Source organism: Microbacterium sp. VKM Ac-2870 (assembly GCF_015350795.1).
Taxonomy (GTDB): Bacteria; Actinomycetota; Actinomycetes; order Actinomycetales; family Microbacteriaceae; genus Microbacterium.
In genome coordinates, this window is record NZ_JADKSH010000004.1 from 214,340 (window position 1) to 233,800 (window position 19,461).

The following is a 19,461-nucleotide window of genomic DNA, read 5'->3' on the forward strand; positions in this document are numbered from 1 at the left end:
TGCCGGACTACGCTCTCACGAACGATAGTAGAACACAGCGGTCTATTATAGAACGTACTCTCTCTGGACGCCGAAGTCCAGAGGCAGGTCGACGAAGACGGAGTAGGAATCGCATGCAGTTCCACCACCACGGTTATGTGTCCGGCGATCCCCGGATCGCTCCTGCCGCCGGCATCGGCCTGAACCGCTCGGAAGAGCTGCCCGACGAGATGGACGTGCTGATCGTCGGCGCGGGCCCCGCGGGGATGATCCTCGCGGCGCAGCTCGCCCAGTTCCGCGACATCGACGCCCGCATCATCGAGCGCAGGCCGGAGCGCCTCGCGATCGGTCAGGCCGACGGCATCCAGGCCCGCAGCGTCGAGACTTTCCAGGCCTTCGGCTTCGCCGGGCGGATCACCGATGAGGCGTACCAGATCAGCGAGATGGCGTTCTGGTCGCCCGACCCCGCAGACCCGAGCCGCATCCACCGCTCGGCCCGCGCCGTCGACGACGCGACCGGGGTCAGCGAGTTCCCGCATCTCATCGTGAACCAGGCCCGCGTGCTCGACTACTTCGCCGAGTCGATGCGCAACGCCCCGGCCAGGATGGGCGTCGACTACGGTTTCGAGTTCGTGACCCTCACGATCGAGGAGGGGGCAGAGCATCCGGTCGCCGTCACCCTCCGCGAGACTGCCGGCGACCGCGCCGGTCAGGAGCGCCGGGTGCGCGCGAAGTACGTGGTGGGTTGCGACGGCGCTCGCAGCGGGGTGCGCGAGGCCATCGGCCGCAAGCTGGTCGGCGCCTCGGCGGCGCACGCCTGGGCGGTGATGGACACCCTCGCCGTCACCGACTTCCCCGACATCCGCACGAAGTGCGCGATCCAGTCGCAGGCGGGCAGCATCCTGCACATCCCGCGCGAGGGGGGCCACCTGTTCCGCATGTACGTCGATCTCGGCGAGGTCGCCCCGGGCGACAACGGCGCCGTGCGCGCCACGACCGTGGAGACGGCGATCGAGAAGGCGAACGCCATCCTGCACCCCTACACCCTCGACGTGAAGGACGTGCCGTGGTCGAGCGTCTACGAGGTGGGGCACCGCCTCACGGACAAGTTCGACGAGGTGCCCGAGGGCGACGACCGCTGCCCGCGGGTCTTCATCACGGGGGACGCCTGCCACACCCACAGCGCGAAGGCGGGCCAGGGGATGAACGTCTCGATGCAGGACGGCTTCAACCTCGGTTGGAAGCTCGCCCACGTGCTCACGGGCCGGGCCTCGGCGGAGCTGCTGAAGACCTACTCGGGCGAGCGCCAGGTGATCGCGAAGAACCTCATCGACTTCGACAAGGAGTGGTCGACACTCATGGCCAAGAAGCCGGAGGAGTTCGAGAATCCGGAAGAGCTCGCCGAGTTCTACGTGCGCACCGCCGAGTTCCCGGCAGGCTTCATGACCCAGTATCCGCCGTCGATGCTCATCGGGGAGCCTGCATATCAGGCTCTCGCCGAGGGATTCCCCATCGGCAAGCGCTTCAGGTCGGTGCCTGTCGTGCGGGTCGCCGATGGCAACCCGATCCACCTCGGTCATCACGCGCGGGCGGACGGCCGGTGGCGGCTCTACGCCTTCCCCGCGGCCGCCGCCGTCGGAGGGCGCGAGGCGCTCGCGGAATGGGCGACCTGGCTCGAGCACGCGCCGGACTCGCCGGTCGTGCGGCACACGCCCGCCGGCGCCGAGCTCGACAGTGTCTTCGACGTCAAGGCGGTGTACCCGGAAGAGCACGTGGAGGTCGACCTCGGATCGGTGCCCTCGGTGTTCTTCCCCCGCACCGGTCCCTTCGAGCTGATCGACTACGAAAAGGTCTACGCAGCGGTGCCCGAGCAGAGCATCTTCGCGCTGCGCGGCATCGACGCGTCGGCCGGATGTGTCGTGGTCGTGCGGCCCGACCAGTATGTGGCCCACGTGCTGCCGCTCACCGCGACCGAGGAGCTCTCGGCATTCTTCGCCGGGGCCATGCTCGAGGCTGGCGCCCTCAGCGGTTAGCGCTGATGATCTCCTGCTGGTAGGGCGCGACGATCTCGCCCGAGATGCGCAGGTCGAGCAGGAGGAAGGGGCGCTCGTCGACCGGGCTGGCAGCCCAGTCGGCGACGACGTCGAGGTCGGCGAGCGATCGCACGACGACGCCCCGGCCGCCCACGGCGTCGGCGAGCGCAGCGAAGTCGACCTCCGGGATGCGCATCGGTGCGGGGGCGAGGCCCTTGCCGCCGTAGACGTGCACCTCGGCGCCGTATGCGGCATCGTTCCAGACCACCGCGATGCCGCGGCCGGCGGCGACCCGCACCGCGGTCTCTAGGTCGGCGAGCGCCATGAGTCCGCCGCCATCCCCGGTGCTCAGCACCACTGTCGAGCTCGGCTTCGCCATCGCGGCCCCCGGCACGCTCGGAAACCCGAGGCCGATCGACTGGAAGGCCGTGCCGACCATCATCACCCGGTCGGGCGAGGCGACGGGCCAGTACATGTTCGCCCAGCCGATGAAGTGGCCGCCGTCCGAGACGACGACACGGTCATCCGGCAGCAGCTCACCGAGGCGGCGCGCGGCCGAGCGAGGGTCGAGTCGGCCATCGTCGGCGAGCTCCTGGCCCGGGTGCTGCGCCCGCGCTGCGCCCACGTCGACGCTTTCGCGCCAGCCGCTCGGCGTGGCGCCGCGCTCCTCGAGTGCCGTCACCAGGGTGCGCGCGACGAGTGCCGCATCGCCACGCACGTAGCCGTTGACGTGCGCGTGGCTCGCTGTCGGCGCGATGTCGACCTGTACGACGCGGGTGCCGGGGGAGAGGAGCTCGCCGAAGCGCATGGTGAACTGGTTCAGGGAGGCGCCGAAGACCACGGCGACATCGGCGTCCCGCACGATCTTCATCGCCGGTTCCGCGCCGAAGCCGCCCGCCACCCCGAGGTCGAAGCGGTCGTCGGGGAACAGCCCTCGACCGAGCGCCGTCGTGGCGGTGAGGGCGCCGGTGGCGTCGGCGAGCTCGCCGAGCGCCTGTCCCGCGCCGGCGAGCCACGCGCCCCGGCCCGCGAGCAGGAGCGGGTGCCGGGCGGCGGCGAGCAGGTCGGCCAGCCCGGCGAGGCTCGCCTCGGCGAACGGCCCGGGTACTACGAGCGGACCGGGCAGCGCGGGTTCGGCAACGGTCGGCACGTCGCCCGCTTCGAGCGCCGCGACGTCGTAGGGGATGGCGAGCACCGTGGGCACGCGGTAGGTGAGGGCGTGTTCGACGGCGATCACCGTGGTGGCCGCCGCGTCCATGCGGCCCACGGTGTAGGTGCGCGCTCCGACCGCCGCGGCGAGCGCGATCTGGTCGACGTCCCAGGAGCGGGCGCCGGAGGTCGGCTCGTCGCCGACCACGAGCACGAGCGGGATGTGCGCCTGCACGGCCTCGGCGAGGGCGGTCAGGGTGTTGGTGAAGCCGGCGCCGTAGGTCGCCGTGGCCGCCGCGAGCCCGCCTCCCGCGCGGTGGAAGGCGTCGGCGGCTACGACGCCGCCCGCTTCGTGGCGCACAGCGGTGAACGTCGCGCTCGTGCGCTCGAGGAGGGCATCGAGGAAGTACGCATTGCCGTTGCCCATGATGCCGAAGACGTGGTCGACGTGGCGGGCGAGGGTGAGAGCGACGTGGGCGGAGACCGAGGGCATGAAGCGCCTTTCGAGACAGGGACGGGAGAATTCCGTGTGTGTCTCGCCCGCCGTGCGCTCGCGGACTTCGTGCCCCCTTTTCGAGCACCGGCCTGATCGACCGAACGGTGTGAGTATAGGCAGGCCGACAGCCCTTTGAGAAGTGTACTAAATAATATACGATTCGGGTATGACTGACGCAGCCGTACCCGTACCGTCGTTCGACCCCGCGGGGCGCGACCGCCCGGGCAAGGTCATCGCCCTGCACCTGAACTACCCGAGCCGCATCGCGCAGCGCGGGCGCGTGCCGGCCCAGCCCTCCTACTTCCTCAAGCCCTCGACCTCGGTGTCGGGCAACGGGGGAGTTATCGAGCGGCCGGCGGGCACCGAGCTGCTCGCCTTCGAGGGCGAGATCGCCCTCGTGATCGGCGCACCGGCCCGAAGGGTCTCCCGCGAGGAAGCGTGGAGCCACGTCGCTGCGGTTACCGCGTCGAACGACTTCGGGGTCTACGATCTGCGCTGGGCCGACAAGGGATCGAACCTCCGCTCGAAGGGCGGCGACGGTTTCACTCCGCTCGGCCCGACCCTGCTGGATGCCGCGGCTCTCGACCCGGCCCGGCTGCGCATCCGCACCTGGGTCGACGGCGCTCTGGTGCAGGATGACCGCACAACCGACCTCGTCTTCCCGTTCGCCCAGCTCGTCGCCGACCTCTCCGAGCTGATCACTCTCGAGCGAGGCGACGTCATCCTTACCGGAACCCCGGCCGGCTCGAGCGTGGTCGGCCCGGGGCAGGTCGTCGAGGTTGAGGTCGATGCTCCGGATGCCCCGGGCGCGCCGTCCACCGGACGGCTCGTCACCCGCGTGGTCGAGGGCTCCGTCGCCCTGGGTAGCCACGGAGCCGGGCCGCAGGTCGACGAGCTGCAGCGCGTCGAGGCGTGGGGGAGCCGGGAGACCGCCGGGCTGTCCGCGTCGTCGCCGCCGTTCGAGCTGACCGAAGAGCTGCGGGCGAAGCTCGCATCGGTGGGCACGGCGACCCTCAGCTCCCAGCTGCGCAAGCGCGGCCTCGACAACGTCACCATCGACAGCGTGCGCCCCACCCATCCAGGCGAGAAGATGATCGGCCGCGCGCGCACGCTGCGTTTCATCCCGAACCGTGAAGACCTCTTCGAGTCGCACGGCGGCGGCTTCAACGCCCAGAAGCGTGCCTTCGACTCCCTCCAGCCCGGCGACGTGCTCGTGATCGAGGCGCGCGGCGAGGCCGGTACGGGCACGGTCGGAGACATCCTCGCCCTGCGCGCGCAGCACCTCGGCGCGGCCGGCATCGTCACCGACGGCGGCATCCGCGACCTCGCCGCCGTGTCGGCATTGGCGATCCCGGCCTACTCGCAGGGCGGGCATCCCGCCGTGCTCGGTCGAAGGCACGTGCCGTGGGACGTCGACCTGACCGTTGCCTGCGGCGGCACCGCCGTGCAGCCCGGCGACGTGATCGTCGGCGATGACGACGGCGTGATCGTCATCCCGCCCGGCCTCGTAGCCGAGGTCGTTGAGGCATCGATCGCCCAGGAGCTCGAGGAGACCTACATTGCAGAGCAGGTAGCCCGTGGCGAGAGCGTCGACGGCCTCTACCCTATGAATGCGGCGTGGAAGGCGCGCTACCAGAAGGAGACCCGATGAGCACTGCCACCCAGGGGCAGCAGAGCACGGAGGCCGCGGGCAGCAAGTCGGAGCAGGCCTACGCCTACATCAAGGAGCGCATCCAGAACGGCAGCTACACCCCGGGATTCCGGCTCGTGCTCGGCCAGATCGCCAAGCAGCTGGGCGTGAGCGTGGTGCCGGTGCGTGAGGCCATCCGGCGCCTCGAGGCCGAGGGCGCCGTGACCTTCGAGCGCAACGTCGGCGCCCAGGTCGCCATGGTCGACGAGCGCGAGTACTTCTTCACAATGGAAACGCTGAGCCTCGTGGAGGGTGCGGCGACCGCGCTATCGGCGCAATTCCTGACGCCGGCCGACTTCGCCGCGGCGCGCGGCATCAACACCGAGATGGCCGACTGCCTCGAGCACTTCGACCCGCACCGCTTCACCGAGCTGAACCGTGCGTTCCACGCGGTCATCTTCGAGCACTGTCCGAACCCCCACCTCCTCGACCTCGTGCACCGAGGGTGGGACAGGCTGACCATGCTGCGCGACTCGACGTTCAGCTTCGTGCCGGGCAGGGCCCGCGAGTCGGTTGCCGAGCACGAGCGCCTTCTCGCGCTCATGGAGTCGGGTGTGCCAGCCCTCGAGATCGAGCTCGCGGCCCGCGCGCACCGCACCGGCACGCTCGACGCCCTGCTGTCCTACCAGGCCGACCACCACGCCTGAGGCGCGGGCGAGTCAATAACCGGCGCGCGGCCCCGTGCCCTCGTCCGGCTGTGCCGTGTAGCGCTGCGCGAGCGCTTCCGAGCCTCGCGCGAGCAGGGCGACATCCGCGCCGACGAGCACGAAGGATGCCCCCGCCGTGAGGTAGCGGCGGGCCAGCGGCTCCGCGAACGCGTTGACGCCCGCAGGCACGCCGTGCGCCACGGCAACGGCTATGCAGTGTTCGACTGCCGCGATCACGTCGGGGTGGTCCTGCTGGCCGATCACGCCCATCGAAGCGGCGAGGTCTGAAGGGCCGAGGAAGATGCCGGCGAGCCCCGGCACCGCCACGATCTTGTCGATGTTCGCCACGGCATCGCGCGACTCGATCTGCACGATCACCGAGATGCCCTCACCGGCGCGCTCGAGGTACCCGTCGACGCGGTTCCACCGGGATGCCCGGGCCAGGGCCGAGCCGACGCCCCGGATGCCGCGCGGCGGGTAGTGTGCGCTGCGCACGGCGAGCTCGGCGAGCTCGGCGGTGTCGACCATGGGGATGAGCAGGGTCTGGGCACCGAGGTCGAGGTACTGCTTGATCAGCACCGGGTCGAGCACAGGGGGGCGCAGCACCGGTAGCACGGGGTAGCCGTGCACGGCCTGCAGCTGCGCGAGCAGCGACTCGAGCCCGTTCGGGCTGTGCTCCGCGTCGATCAGTAGCCAGTCGAGCCCGGATCCCGCACAGAGTTCAGCGATGAGGGGACTGCCGCTGCACACCCACATGCCCGCGAGCGGGCGGCCCGCACTGGCGAGGGCGGCGGAGAAGCCAGCATCAGGGCTCACTGGAACCTGCACGTCACCACCCCCAGGGGGCCGTAGTCGGCGAACACGCTGTCGCCCGCGTAGACCCACATCGGCCGGGTAAACGATCCGGCGAGAACGAGCTCGCCGGCCTTCAGCCCGTCGCCGTGGGCGGCGATCTTGTTGGCGAGCCAGGCGACGCCGGAGGCGGGATTGTTCAGCACGCCGCCGGCGAGACCGGTTTCTTCGATCGTCTCGTTGCGGTAGAGCATCGCGCCCACCCAACGCAGGTCGATGTCATCCGGGCGCACCGGGCGGCCGCCCACGACCATGACGCCCATCGCGGCGTTGTCGCTGATGGTGTCGACGATGGTGCGGCCCTCCATCTCGATGCGGGAGTCGAGAATCTCGAGGGCCGGCACCACGTACTCGGTGGCGGCGAGCACCTCGAACATCGTGCAGCCCGGTCCGCTGAGGTCGTCCTTGAGGCGGAACGCGAGTTCGACCTCCACTCGCGGGTTCGCGTAGGCGCTCCAGTCGAGAATGCTGCCCGTCTCGAACACCATGTCGTCGAAGATGACGCCGTAGTCGGGCTCGGTGATGCCGGTCGCGGCCTGCATCGCCTTGGACGTCAGGCCGATCTTGTGGCCGGCCACCCGCCGGCCGAGAGCTTCGTTGCGGGAGCGCCAGAGCGCCTGCACGGCGTAGGAGTCTTCGACTGTCATCTCCGGATACCGCGCCCGCAGTAGGGGAACGGGAACGCGGCTGCGCGCCGCCTCTACGAGCTCGTCGGCAATCGCCTCGATGGTGCTGGTGTCGAGCATGACGTCCTCGTCCTCCCTGGCCGGGTTGCCGTCGAGCTTATCGATGACAACGGGGCCTTCTGATTGTGCATCTTATCGTATATCATTTGGGAAGCCGCACGACGGAGTTCGTCTTAGAGGAGTTGTCATGACCACCGAGCAGTCCAGCCGCATCCAGCACGTCCCCGAGGGGCTGCCGGAGAAGATCCAGCACTACATCGACGGCGAGTTCGTCGACAGCCTCTCGGGCGCGACGTTCGACGTGCTTGACCCGGTGTCGAACCAGACCTACGTGCAGGCCGCTGCCGGCCAGCGCGAAGACATCGACCGCGCGGTCGCCGCGGCGCGCAAGGCCTTCGACGAGGGACCCTGGCCCCGGATGCTGCCGCGGGCGCGCTCGCGCATCCTCAACCGCATCGCCGACATCGTCGAGTCGCGGGATGCCCGGCTCGCCGAGCTCGAGTCGTTCGACTCCGGGCTGCCCATCACCCAGGCACTGGGCCAGGCGCAGCGGGCCGCCGAGAACTTCCGCTTCTTCGCCGACCTGATCGTGGCGCAGGCCGACGACGCCTACAAGGTGCCGGGGCGGCAGCTGAACTACGTCAACCGCAAGCCCAAGGGAGTTGCCGGGCTCATCACCCCGTGGAACACCCCGTTCATGCTCGAGAGCTGGAAGCTCGCCCCCGCGCTCGCCTCGGGCTGCACCGTGGTGCTCAAGCCCGCCGAGTTCACCCCGCTCTCGGCGAGCCTGTGGGCCGACATCTTCCGTGAGGCCGGGGTGCCCGACGGTGTCTTCAACCTCGTGAACGGCCTCGGCGAGGAGGCCGGCGACGCACTCGTCAAGCACACCGACGTGCAGCTCATCTCGTTCACCGGCGAGAGCCGCACCGGGCAGATCATCTTCGCGAACTGCGCGCCGACCCTCAAGGGCATGTCGATGGAGCTCGGCGGCAAGTCGCCCGCCGTCGTCTTCGCCGACGCCGACTTCGAGGCCGCCCTCGACTCCACCCTGTTCGGCGTTTTCTCGCTGAACGGTGAACGCTGCACCGCGGGCTCGCGCATCCTCGTCGAGCGCCCCATCTACGAGGAGTTCGTGCGGCGCTTCGGCGAGCGGGCGAAGAACATCGTGGTGGGCGACCCGCACGACCCGAAGACCGAGGTCGGCGCGCTCGTGCATCCGGAGCACTACGACAAGGTGATGAGCTACGTCGAGATCGGCAAGACCGAGGGCCGGCTGGTTGCCGGCGGCGGCCGCCCCGAGGGCTTCGAGACCGGCAACTACGTCGCCCCGACCGTGTTCGCCGACGTGAAGCCCGAAGCGCGCATCTTCCAGGAGGAGATCTTCGGGCCGGTCGTCGCGATCACGCCGTTCGACACCGACGACGAGGCCCTCGCGCTCGCCAACGGCGTGCGGTACGGTCTCGCCGCCTACATCTGGACGCGCGACCTCGAGCGCGCCCACACCTTCGCACAGAACATCGACGCGGGCATGGTGTGGCTCAACTCGCACAACGTGCGCGACCTCCGCACCCCGTTCGGCGGCGTCAAGGCCTCCGGCCTCGGCCACGAGGGCGGCTACCGCTCGCTCGACTTCTACTCCGACCAGCAGGCCGTGCACATCACCCTCGGCGAGGTGCACACCGCCCGCTTCGGTGCGTCCGCACCGGCAGTCTGACCATCCCTCTCACCGCAGAAAGATCACTTCGATGACGAATGACGCAATCCCCACCACCGACCTGACCCCGCCCGACATCCTGCGCTGCGCCTACATGGAGATCGTGGTCACCGACCTCGCGGCCTCCCGCGAGTTCTACGTGGATATCCTCGGCCTCGTCGTGACGAAGGAGGACGAGAACTCCCTCTACCTGCGCACCTTCGAGGAGTTCATCCACCACAACCTCGTGCTGCGGCAGGGGCCGGTCGCGGCCGTCGCCTCGTTCGCGTTCCGCGTGCGCACCCCCGAAGACGTCGACCTCGCCGAGGCCTACTACCAGGCGATCGGATGCCGCACCGAACGGCGCAGCGAGGGCTTCGTCGACGGCGTCGGCGACACCGTGCGCGTGGAAGACCCGCTGGGCTTCCCGTACGAGTTCTTCTACCAGGTCGACCACGTCGAGCGCCTCGCCTGGCGCTACGACCTCTACGGCCCGGGCGCCCTCGTGCGCCTCGACCACTTCAACCAGGTAACCCCTGACGTTCCGCGTGGCCGCAAGTATCTCGAAGACCTCGGCTTCCGTGTCACCGAAGACATCCAGGACGACCAGGGCGTCACCTACGCCGCCTGGATGCGCCGCAAGGACACCGTGCACGACACCGCCCTCACCGGCGGCGACGGACCCCGGATGCACCACATCGCGTTCGCCACGCACGAGAAGCACAACATCCTCTACATCTGCGACAAGCTCGGCGCCCTGCGCAAGAGCGACGTGATCGAGCGCGGCCCGGGCCGCCACGGCGTCTCGAACGCGTTCTACCTCTACATCACCGACCCTGACGGCCACCGCGTCGAGATCTACACGCAGGACTACTACACCGGCGACCCCGACAACCCCGTCGTCACCTGGGACGTGCACGACAACCAGCGCCGCGACTGGTGGGGAAACCCCGTCGTGCCGAGCTGGTACACCGAGGCATCCCTCGTGCTCGACCTCGACGGCAACCCGCAGCCGGTCGTGCCGCGCACGGACGCGAGCGAGATGGCCGTCACGGTCGGAGCAGACGGCTTCTCGTACACCCGCCAGGGTGACGTGGAGCAGGGCTTCAAGCTCGGCAACACGCTGTGAGCGCGTCGGCACGGTCGGAGGCCGAGCTGCTTGCGGCCGTGCCGACGAAGCTGTTCATCGGCGGAGCCTGGGTCGACGCGGAAGACGGCAAGACCCTCGACGTCACAGACCCGGCAACGGGCCAGGTCATCGCCTCGATCGCCGACGCGAGCGCCGCCGACGGCATGCGCGCCCTCGACGCGGCGGTTGCGGCGCAGGCCGAGTGGGCGGCGACCGCACCGCGCGAGCGCGGCGAGATCCTGCGCCGCGCGTTCGATCTGCTGCAGCAGCGCAAGGAGGACGCGGCGCTGCTCATGACCATCGAGATGGGCAAGCCGCTCGCCGAGGCCCGGGGCGAGATCGCCTACGGCGGCGAGTTCCTGCGCTGGTTCGCCGAGGAGGCCGTGCGCATCACGGGCCGCTACGGCTCGAACCCCGAGGGCACCGGCCGGATGATCGTGACTCAGCGCCCCGTCGGCCCGTCGTTCCTCATCACCCCGTGGAACTTCCCGCTCGCGATGGCCACGCGCAAGCTGGCCCCCGCCATCGCGGCGGGCTGCACCTCGGTGATCAAGCCGGCGGCGCTCACCCCGCTCACAACGCTCTTCATCGTCGGCCTGCTCGAGGAGGCCGGCCTGCCCGCCGGCGTCGTGAACGTCGTCACCACCTCGTCGAGCTCCGCGGTCTCGGCGCCCATCATCGCCGACCCCCGGCTGCGCAAGCTCAGCTTCACGGGCTCGACGCCCGTCGGCGTTGCGCTGCTGAAGCAGGCGGCGGACGGCGTGCTGAAGACCTCCATGGAGCTCGGCGGCAACGCCCCGTTCCTCGTCTTCGAGGATGCCGATCTCGACAAGGCCGTGGACGGCGCGATGGTGGCGAAGTTCCGCAACATGGGCCAGGCCTGCACCGCCGCCAACCGCTTCATCGTGCACGAGGCGGTGGCCGACGAGTTCGCTCGTCGCCTCGTGGAGCGGGTGGGCGAGCTGAGCGTGGGCCGCGGCACGGAGCCCGGCGTCACCATCGGCCCGCTGATCGACGACAACGCGGTGGCCAAGGTCGGCTCGCTCGTCACCGACGCCGTCAGCAAGGGTGCGACCCTGCTCGCCGGCGGCTCCGCCATCGACGGCCCGGGCGCCTTCTTCCAGCCGACGGTCATCGACCGGGTTTCCGCCGACAGCGACATCCTCCGGGAGGAGATCTTCGGGCCCGTCGTGTCGATCATCCGCTTCACTGACGAGGCCGAGGCCGTCGCGAAGGCCAACGCCACGGAGTACGGGCTCGTCGGCTACGTCTTCACCGAGAACCTCGCGCGCGGCCAGCGCCTCATCGACTCGCTCGAGACCGGGATGATGGGGCTCAACACCGGCGTGGTCTCCAACGCCGCGGCCCCGTTCGGAGGCATCAAGCAGTCGGGCCTCGGGCGCGAGGGCGGCTTCGAGGGAATCCACGAGTACCTCGAGACGAAGTACGTGCTCACACCCGACCCGGTGGAGTAACGAACGAAGAGACCGTCCCTCACGGGGCGGTCTCTTCGTCTACCCGGGGTCTGCGGGATACCAGTTCTGCCCCGCGACTGCCGAGTGGGCGTGGTCGACAACGGCGCGGGCCCGAGCGGTGAGCCGCACGGAGCGGGGCCAGGAGATGACCACGGATTCCCGCGAGAGCGTCGGCTCGATCCTCTTGCTGACGATGCGCAGCCCTTCGTAGCTCTCGTCGATCGCGGGGCGCTGGATGAGGAGGCTGTACCCGAGACCACGGGCGACGAGGCTCCGCACGAGTTCGAAATTCGACGTCCTGTAGGCGACGTTGGGGGTTGCGCCGGCCCTGGCGAGCATCCCCAGCGTGTGGTCACTGCTCGGCGGGTGGTCGAGCAGGATCAGCGGGTCGTCGACGAGCTGCTCGAGGTGCACCGACTCGCTGTCCGCGAGACGGTGCGACTCGGGGAGGATGACGTGGATCTCGGTCTCCGACAGCTGCACCTGCTCGAGCTCGGGAGGAAGTGAGAAGCCGTAGGAGATCATCACGTCGATTCCTCCCGACAGCAGCGAGGGCAGCAGCTCGCTCACCGGACCATCGACTATCGAGAGCGCGATGTCGGGCGCCTCCCTCCGGATCGTCTCCATGAGGGGCGGCAGGATCGTCGGCGCGAGCGTGGAGTAGCAGCCGACGGTCACGGGGCCGCGCAGCGGTCCGCCGTTGTCGCTGACGCTCCAGTAGAGGTCGTCCGCCTCGCGGAGCAGCTTCTTCGCCCGGTCGAGCAGATGCACGCCCGCCGGGGTCAACGACATTCCTACGGCCCGCTGGCGCACGGCGAGGTGGGCGCCGAGCGCGGTCTCCAGGTCGCGCACGGCCAGCGCGACGGCATTGGGGGTGAGGTAGAGCGCGTCGGCTGCCGCCGAGAACGAGCCGTGCTCGGCGGCGGCGGCGAACAGCTCGAGTTGCCGCAGAGTGTAGCGGGTTCCCGCATCCATACGCACTCCTACTTCTTTGTAAGTGCATGAAAGGTCAGTTGTAGTTCTTTAACTCTGGCTCAACAGTGTAACCAGCGGAGTTACGAAGGAGTACTTCATGAGCAGTCTCGTCTGGCCGATCAAACGATCGTTCATTTCCTATATAGAACGGATGCCCGACGGCGCCATCGCCGTGGAGGGCGGGGTCTCTCGTCACGAGGATGGCTTCTTCTTTCCCGGCGAGCGCTCTGCGGGCAGTGCGGTCACCCGATTCGCCGGGAGCGTCACGTTCGTCGGTCACTACGGGATGCTCTACCTGCCGGTCGGCGGAGTCGAGATCGTCGAATCGGTCGACGGCGGCGCGGTGCTGACGATCGCCGACGAGGGATCTCCCACCCGGAGGTGCGCGCTGCTCCGCCTCGGCGAATCCACCGTCGCGGGATCACGCCGGACGTACGCCTCGCCCGTGCTGACGGAGGAGGGCGCCGAGCTCTTCTTCGACAACTACGCCGCGGGAAGCTCGTTCGACCCCCTCGAGATTCTTGAAGGAGATGCGGCGTGAACCGGCCGGCCCCCGTTGCCGACTGGGTAAGCATCCCGGAGCTCTACCGCGACCCGTTCCCGATCTTCGAGCGCCTCCGCGCCGAGGGCGGCGTGCACTGGGTTCCAGCGGTCAACCGCTACCTCGTCACGTCGTTCGACGCCGTGCACGACACCGAGCTCGACCAGGAAACCTACTCGGCGAACGAGCAGGGATCCCTGATGATCCGGGCGATGGGCCACTCCATGCTGCGCCGTGACGACCCCGACCACTACATCGAGCGCAGAGCCTGGCAGCCCGTGCTCAGACCGGGGGTCGTCAAACGCACCTGGCTGCCCGTGTTCGAGCGCAATGCGGAGCGCTACCTTCGCGAGTTCGCCGAGCTCGGTCCGGGTGCAGACCTGGTCTGGGATTTTGCGGCGCCGTACGCCGCCGAGAACCTGCGCGCGATCATCGGGCTGCACAATGCCACCGCGGCGGATCTGCAGCGCTGGTCGCAGACGATGATCGACGCCACCGGCAACTACGCCGACGATCTGGTCGTGTGGGCGAAGGGGCAGGCCTCGTTCGACGAGGTGGACGAGGCCCTGGATGAGATGCTCGTGTGGCACTCCAAGCACCCCGACGACAGCCTGCTGTCGGCGTTGCTGGGAATGCCCGACTATCGGATGCCCCTGCAGTCGATCCGCGCGAACGTCAAGATGACCATCGGCGGCGGCTTGAACGAGCCGCGCGACGTGATCGGTGTCGCCGCCCACGCACTGCTGGCCGATCCCCGGCAGCGCGCCCTTGCCGAGAGCGGTTCGGTGACGTGGGACGACGTCTTCGACGAGGCCGTGCGCTGGATAGCCCCCATCGGGATGTATTCGCGGCAGACGACGCGCGACGCCGTTCTGCAGGGCGTGGCACTGCCCGCCGGCGCCAAGCTCGGAATCTGCATCCTCTCGGCGAACCGCGACACCGCGCAGTGGACCAAGCCCGAGCAGTTCAATGCCGCGCGCAGCGGCGAAGGCGCTCACCTCGCGTTCGGCAAGGGGGTGCACGTCTGCCTCGGAGCGTGGGCGGCCCGCGCTGAGGTCGCCGCCGTCGCGCTCCCGCGGATCTTCCGTGACCTTCCCGCCCTTGGCCTGGTGCCCGAGAACCCGCCGCAGCAGGGCGGATGGGTTTTCCGGGGGATGACGAGCCTGCCGGTGCGGTGGGACGCAGCGACCGCCGGTTCGGCCACCCGCCACCCCCGCATCGTCATCGTGGGATCAGGCCCGTCCGGCTGTTATTCCGCGCAGGCGCTCCGCAAGGAGCTACCAGAAGCAGAGATCAGCGTTCTCGACTCGATGCCCGTGCCGTACGGCCTCGTCAGGTACGGCGTCGCAGCTGATCACCAAGGCACGAAAGCCGTGAGTGGGCAGTTCGCGCGGCTGTTCGAGAAGGACGGGGTCCGCTTCCACGGCGGGGTCACCCTCGGTAGGGATGTGGACCTTGCCGGCCTCCGCGGTGCCTTCGACGCCGTCGTGCTCGCGCACGGCCTGCACGACGACATCCCGCTCGACGTACCTGGGCACGATCTGCAGGGCGTCGTCGGCGCCGGGCGGATCACGCGGCTCCTCAACGGGCACCCGGGCGAGGGCCGCCCGGTGCCGTCGCTTGGATCGGCAGCCGCCATCGTCGGTATGGGCAACGTCGCCCTGGATCTCGTGCGGCTGCTCTCGAAGGCACCCCGGGAACTCGTCGGCTCGGACATCGACGATGAGGCGCACGCCGCGCTCGCCGCAGAGCTCAGCGTCATCCACGTCATCGGCCGGTCACTGCCAGCGGCATCCAAGTTCGATCCCGTGATGATGAGGGAGGTCATCGAACTCGATGGCGTCACCCACGTCGTGCACGGGGCCGACGAGCTCCCGCCCGCCGGAGACGACGCCCGCAGCGACGTGGTGCGCGACCTGAAGGACGCGGAAGCCGTCCCCGGCGCGCGGGTGCGGGTCGAGTGGTGGTTCGGGCACTGCCCCGCAGCCGTGCGAGGTGCGCGGGGCAACGTGTCCTCGATCGAGGTCGTGCAGGGCGGTGGCGCGAGCCGGACCGCCCTCTCGGTGGAGAGCGTCATCTCGGCGGTCGGCTTCACTGCCGCCCCCGGCCAGCGCCACATCGCTGTCGATGCGGAGGCCCGCGAGACGGGCAGGGTGGAACCCGGCCTGTACGTTGCGGGCTGGGCGAGGCGCGGCCCCCGCGGCACGATCCCCTCGCAGCGTACCGACGCCAAACAGCTTGCGGCCCTGATCGCTCGGGACATCGGTGCCGGCCTGGGCCGTCCGGGAATCAAGGCCATGGGGGAGGCGCTCGCTACCGCCACGAGCTACGACGGCTGGTTGCTCATCGATGCCCACGAGTCCCGCAATGCCTCCTCCGATCGGATCCGCCGCAAGGTGACAGACCTGGCCGAGCTGCGGCTGATCGCCGGGTCGGCGCTGTCGCTGCCCTCTGCGCCCTCGGTCGCCGACGAGAGTAGCTCCGCCGTCGACCGCGCTCAGGGTGTCGACAGGGCCTCGGTGACCATCGCTTTCGGCACCGAGTCGGGCAACTCCGAACTCGTGGCGGAGGAGGTTGCAGCACACCTGCGGCCGAGCACGGATGTCGAGGTCGTCGATCTCGGCCAGATCGAGGTGTCGCGAATCCGGCCCGACCGGCTGCTGCTCGTGATCTGCTCGACCTACGGCGACGGGGAGCTGCCCACGACAGTTCGACGGCTTCACGGCGAGCTGACCACCGGGCCGCATCGGCTCGACGGCGTCCGCTACGCGATGTTCGGACTGGGTGACCACAGCTACGAGACCACCTACTCACGGGGGAGCGAACTGCTCGATGCGGCACTCAGCGCACTGGGGGCGGTACGAGTGGGCGACTACGGCAGGCACGACGCGGGAGGTCGCGAGTCGGCTACGGCCTTGGCTATCGCCTGGGCCGACTCGGTGATCGCAGCGCAGTCCTCGGCCCGGGTGGGCTAGAGGCCGAGGCCGTCGAAGGCGATGGTCGGCAGATCCACGGCGCCAGCCCCGCCGTCGGCGACGATGACCGCGCCGGTCACATAGGCTGCCTCCTCCGACAGTAAGAAGCGTGCGATGCTCGCGATCTCCTCGGCCCGAGCGGGCCGGCGAAGAGGGACGTTCCGGGTGACCTCCGCGTACGCCTCGTCGATGGTCGCGATGCCTGCCGCTTCAGCGAAATGCCGCATCTCCGAATCGGCCATGGGTGTCACGGTCCAGCCGGGGCAGAGCGCGTTCGCCCGCACTCCCGCCGGACCGTAGTCGCGTGCGATGGACCGGGTGAGGCCGAGCAGCGCGTGCTTCGCCGTCGTGTAGCCGGCGGTGTCGGGGCCTGCGGCGATTCCGGCTATCGACGACACGATCACTATCGAGCCGCGGGACTCCACGAGGGCAGGCAGGCAAGCGCGCACAGTGACGAACGCGGTAGTGAGGTTGGCATGAAGGCTCGCCGCCCACTCCGCGTCGTCGGTGTCGGCCACGGCGGAGAACCCGTGGCCGCCGGCGTTGGCCACGAGCTGGTCCACGGCGCCGAAGCGTTCTCGAGCGATCTCGACTACCCGGTCCATCGCGTCGCGCTCGCCGGCGTCGGCGACCAGGGCGAGGGCCCGCGAGCCGAGCTCCTCTGCCGTCTTCTCGATGGGCCCGGATGACCGGCCGACGAGCACGACGTTGCCACCGTCCGCAACCAGCCGGGCGGCGATCGCCCGACCGATGCCGGTGCCGCCACCGGTGATGATCGCGGTGGTCACGAGGATGCGCTCAGCGCCCGGTCGAGGGCGGCGATCAGCAGCTCGGCCTCGTCCGGCCCGAAAGGCAGCGGGGGCCGCATCTTGAGCACGTTGTCGTGTCGCCCGATCCGGCTGATCAGGATGCGGTCTGCCTTCACCGATTCCACGAGCCGCTTGGTGCGCGCGGCATCCGGCGCACCGGCGCCATCGGAGACCGCGAAGCCCGAGAACATGCCGGCGCCCTTCGGGGGGCCGATGAAGTCGAACCGCTCGCCGAGCAGCGCCAGTTGCTCGCGAACCGCCGTGCCGGTGGACTCCGCGCGGGCCAGGAGGTCCTCGTCGCGCAGCACGTCGAGCACCGCGAGGCCGACGGCCGATGAGACCGGGTTGCCGCCGAAGGTGTTGAAGTACATGTTGCGCGGGCCGAATTCGTCGAGCAGCGCCGCGGGCAGCACAACGCCGCCGAGCGGATGCCCGTTGCCCATCGGCTTGCCCATGGTGACGAGGTCGGGGACGAGACCGTGCAACTGGTAGCCCCAGTAGTGCGCCCCGGTTCGGCCGAAGCCGGCCTGCACCTCATCGGCGATGAGGAGCCCGCCCGCCGCGCGGACGCGAGCTCCGACCGCGGCGACGTAGCCCTCGGGAAGCCTGTTCAGGCCCTCCGTGGAGAACAGGGAGTCGAAGAGCCACGCCGCGACGCCGTGCCCCTCCTCGTTCAGGGAGGCGATGGCGGCATCCACCTCGGCCAGCGACTCCGCGAGGACAGTGCCGGGGTCGCGGCCGTGGTCGGCCCCATCGAGATCGGGGATCCGAATGGTCCTGACGTGCGCGCCGAGCCCTTCCCTTGCGGCCAGCCCGGTGGTGAGCGCCGCCAGGGCCGCGGTGTGTCCGTGGTAGCTGAAGTCGGAGATCAGGATGCCCCGGGCCCCGCTGTGCTGCGTAGCGATCCGGAGGGCGAGGTCGTTGGACTCCGAGCCGCTGTTGGTGAACATGACGCGGTCGAGGGGGGAGTCGAAGAGCGCCAGCAGCCGCTCGGCGTACTCCACCACGCGATCGTTGAGGTAGCGGGTGTGGATGTTGAGTCGGGAGGCCTGCTCCGAGAGCGCCTCAACGACGCGGGGATGGGCGTGGCCGACCTGGGGGACGTTGTTGTACCCGTCGAGATACCGCACGCCGTGGATGTCGGTGAGCCAGACGCCGCTCGCGCTGGCGAACTCGAGCGGCTCGTCGTAGAACAGCGGCGAGTAGGGGCCGATGGTGGACTGACGTCGGGACAGGGTGGTCATCGTGCGTCCTCCGGTGAAGATAGATGGGTCGCGCTCAGGGACGGCCAGCCTGTGCTGCCGTCGTCGAGGTACTGTCGCGCGGCTGCGACCACGCGCGGCCCGATGACGTCCTCGTGGAAGTCGCTCGCCGCATCCCCGGGCCTGTCGGCCGCCCACCCCAGGTAGCTGAGGGCGCGGGCGAGCAGGAGTGCGTGCCAGGCCCGCTCGTCGGCTTCGTCGAGGGTGCGGACCTCTCGATAGCCGTCGAGGAGGGCGGCGATCAGAGACTCGGCATCAGGGTGCTCGGCGCACCAGAACGCGGAGGTCGCCAGGTCGAAGAGGAACCATCCCTCGCCCGAGTCGTCGAAGTCGAGTGCGACAAGTCCGTCGGGCGCGACGAGGATGTTCTCGAAGGTGAAGTCGGCGTGGATCACGCCGTAGCGGCCTGTGCCCACGTCGAGCCGCCCGAGTTCCTCTGCCAGGCGAGATTCCGCCAGGTCGAGAAGATCCCGCTCGGGAGCGCTCAGTGACCGGAGCCGGGCGGGACGGCCCCAGAGGGCCTTCTCGCCCACGAGACCGGCGGTGTTCCACGCGGCCCGACGGTACCCGGCCGGAGCACCCTTCTCAGCGATGTCGTGCATCCGGGCGATCAGCGTTCCGAGAGCGCGCAGCTGGGCGGCGTCAGGGCGAGCGAGCCCTTGGAAGACAGCCCCAGAGTCGGCGAACTCGCGACCGCCGTCGATCCAGTTCTGCATTGTCGCCTGCCGCCGCACGCCGCGAGCGTCGGTGATGACGGCGACGAATCCTCCCGTCGGCAGAGGCACGGGCGTGGGGACGGCGATGCCGCCCAGGCGGAAGGCCTCGATCGATGCGGTCTCCGAGGCCAGCTCGTCGTCGGTCCGGTAGCCGACGCGGTGCATGCGCAGCGAGCGGTCGAACCCGTCGCCGCGCACGCGGTACACGTGGTTCTCCCGCTGCTTGACGAAGATCAGCTCAGCATCGGCCGGCACGCCGAAGGCGTCGAGAGCCAGGCGCGCGGCGGCCTGCTCGAGATCGGTGAGGTCTGACATTCACGACAGGCTATGTGTGGGACCCGAATGGGGCGAGAA

Annotated in this window: 15 protein-coding genes; 8 read left to right on the top strand and 7 right to left on the bottom strand. The window is 69.6% G+C overall.

Annotated elements, in window-relative coordinates:
• Positions 1-113 precede the first annotated feature (113 nt).
• Positions 114-2,012, top strand: a complete 1,899-nt coding sequence (locus ITJ43_RS11690; RefSeq protein WP_194584027.1) for an FAD-binding monooxygenase — start codon at positions 114-116, stop codon at positions 2,010-2,012.
• Here ITJ43_RS11690 and ITJ43_RS11695 read toward each other — a convergent pair.
• Positions 2,002-3,654 carry a thiamine pyrophosphate-binding protein gene (locus ITJ43_RS11695; protein WP_194584028.1) on the bottom strand — a complete coding sequence of 551 codons (1,653 nt, stop codon included), beginning with the start codon at positions 3,652-3,654 and terminating at the stop codon, positions 2,002-2,004. The two genes, ITJ43_RS11690 and ITJ43_RS11695, sit on opposite strands and share 11 nt — an antisense overlap.
• A 169-nt stretch (positions 3,655-3,823) precedes the next feature.
• Here ITJ43_RS11695 and ITJ43_RS11700 point away from each other — a divergent pair, with 169 nt between their 5' ends.
• Both ITJ43_RS11700 and ITJ43_RS11705 read left to right on the top strand, forming a co-directional pair.
• Positions 3,824-5,308, top strand: a complete 1,485-nt coding sequence (locus ITJ43_RS11700) for a fumarylacetoacetate hydrolase family protein (protein ID WP_194584029.1) — start codon at positions 3,824-3,826, stop codon at positions 5,306-5,308.
• Complete coding sequence (locus ITJ43_RS11705) at positions 5,305-5,994, top strand: GntR family transcriptional regulator (RefSeq protein ID WP_194584030.1); 690 nt, start codon at positions 5,305-5,307, stop codon at positions 5,992-5,994. Before ITJ43_RS11700 ends, ITJ43_RS11705 begins: the two co-directional genes overlap by 4 nt.
• 12 nt (positions 5,995-6,006) lie before the next feature.
• Here ITJ43_RS11705 and ITJ43_RS11710 read toward each other — a convergent pair whose 3' ends face one another.
• Both ITJ43_RS11710 and hpaH read right to left on the bottom strand, forming a co-directional pair.
• On the bottom strand, positions 6,007-6,822 hold the full coding sequence (locus ITJ43_RS11710) for an HpcH/HpaI aldolase family protein (protein ID WP_416361071.1): 816 nt from the start codon (positions 6,820-6,822) through the stop codon (positions 6,007-6,009).
• Complete coding sequence (hpaH, locus tag ITJ43_RS11715) at positions 6,807-7,592, bottom strand: 2-oxo-hept-4-ene-1,7-dioate hydratase (RefSeq protein WP_194584031.1); 786 nt, start codon at positions 7,590-7,592, stop codon at positions 6,807-6,809. Before hpaH ends, ITJ43_RS11710 begins: the two co-directional genes overlap by 16 nt.
• A 127-nt stretch (positions 7,593-7,719) precedes the next feature.
• On the opposite strand from hpaH, the gene hpaE reads away from it, so the two are divergent.
• The 3 genes from hpaE to ITJ43_RS11730 are packed head-to-tail and all read left to right on the top strand — an operon-like array spanning position 7,720 to position 11,829.
• A complete protein-coding gene (gene hpaE / locus ITJ43_RS11720; RefSeq protein ID WP_194584032.1) occupies positions 7,720-9,246 on the top strand; it encodes a 5-carboxymethyl-2-hydroxymuconate semialdehyde dehydrogenase in 1,527 nt (508 codons plus the stop codon).
• A 31-nt stretch (positions 9,247-9,277) separates the two neighbouring features.
• Positions 9,278-10,354, top strand: a complete 1,077-nt coding sequence (gene hpaD, locus ITJ43_RS11725; protein WP_194584033.1) for a 3,4-dihydroxyphenylacetate 2,3-dioxygenase — start codon at positions 9,278-9,280, stop codon at positions 10,352-10,354.
• Complete coding sequence (locus ITJ43_RS11730; RefSeq protein ID WP_194584034.1) at positions 10,351-11,829, top strand: NAD-dependent succinate-semialdehyde dehydrogenase; 1,479 nt, start codon at positions 10,351-10,353, stop codon at positions 11,827-11,829. Before hpaD ends, ITJ43_RS11730 begins: the two co-directional genes overlap by 4 nt.
• A 39-nt stretch (positions 11,830-11,868) precedes the next feature.
• Here the strand turns inward: ITJ43_RS11730 and ITJ43_RS11735 are convergent, their stop codons facing one another.
• Complete coding sequence (locus ITJ43_RS11735; protein ID WP_194584035.1) at positions 11,869-12,804, bottom strand: LysR family transcriptional regulator; 936 nt, start codon at positions 12,802-12,804, stop codon at positions 11,869-11,871.
• Between the two features lie 97 nt (positions 12,805-12,901).
• Here ITJ43_RS11735 and ITJ43_RS11740 point away from each other — a divergent pair, with 97 nt between their 5' ends.
• Complete coding sequence (locus ITJ43_RS11740) at positions 12,902-13,345, top strand: HtaA domain-containing protein (protein ID WP_194584036.1); 444 nt, start codon at positions 12,902-12,904, stop codon at positions 13,343-13,345.
• Entirely contained in the window at positions 13,342-16,320 is a 2,979-nt protein-coding gene (locus tag ITJ43_RS11745) for a cytochrome P450 (RefSeq protein ID WP_194584037.1), read from the top strand. Before ITJ43_RS11740 ends, ITJ43_RS11745 begins: the two co-directional genes overlap by 4 nt.
• On the opposite strand, the gene ITJ43_RS11750 is transcribed toward ITJ43_RS11745, so the two are convergent.
• From ITJ43_RS11750 to ITJ43_RS11760, 3 genes are read right to left on the bottom strand one after another with little or no spacing between them, the layout of a single operon-like run.
• Complete coding sequence (locus tag ITJ43_RS11750) at positions 16,317-17,108, bottom strand: SDR family NAD(P)-dependent oxidoreductase (RefSeq protein ID WP_194584038.1); 792 nt, start codon at positions 17,106-17,108, stop codon at positions 16,317-16,319. The genes ITJ43_RS11745 and ITJ43_RS11750 overlap by 4 nt on opposite strands.
• Positions 17,105-18,373: an aspartate aminotransferase family protein gene (locus tag ITJ43_RS11755; RefSeq protein ID WP_194584039.1), complete on the bottom strand. Its 1,269-nt coding sequence runs from the start codon at positions 18,371-18,373 to the stop codon at positions 17,105-17,107. The genes ITJ43_RS11750 and ITJ43_RS11755 overlap by 4 nt, the downstream gene beginning before the upstream one ends.
• Entirely contained in the window at positions 18,370-19,422 is a 1,053-nt protein-coding gene (locus ITJ43_RS11760; RefSeq protein WP_194584040.1) for a phosphotransferase enzyme family protein, read from the bottom strand. The genes ITJ43_RS11755 and ITJ43_RS11760 overlap by 4 nt, the downstream gene beginning before the upstream one ends.
• Between the last annotated feature and the right edge of the window lie 39 nt (positions 19,423-19,461).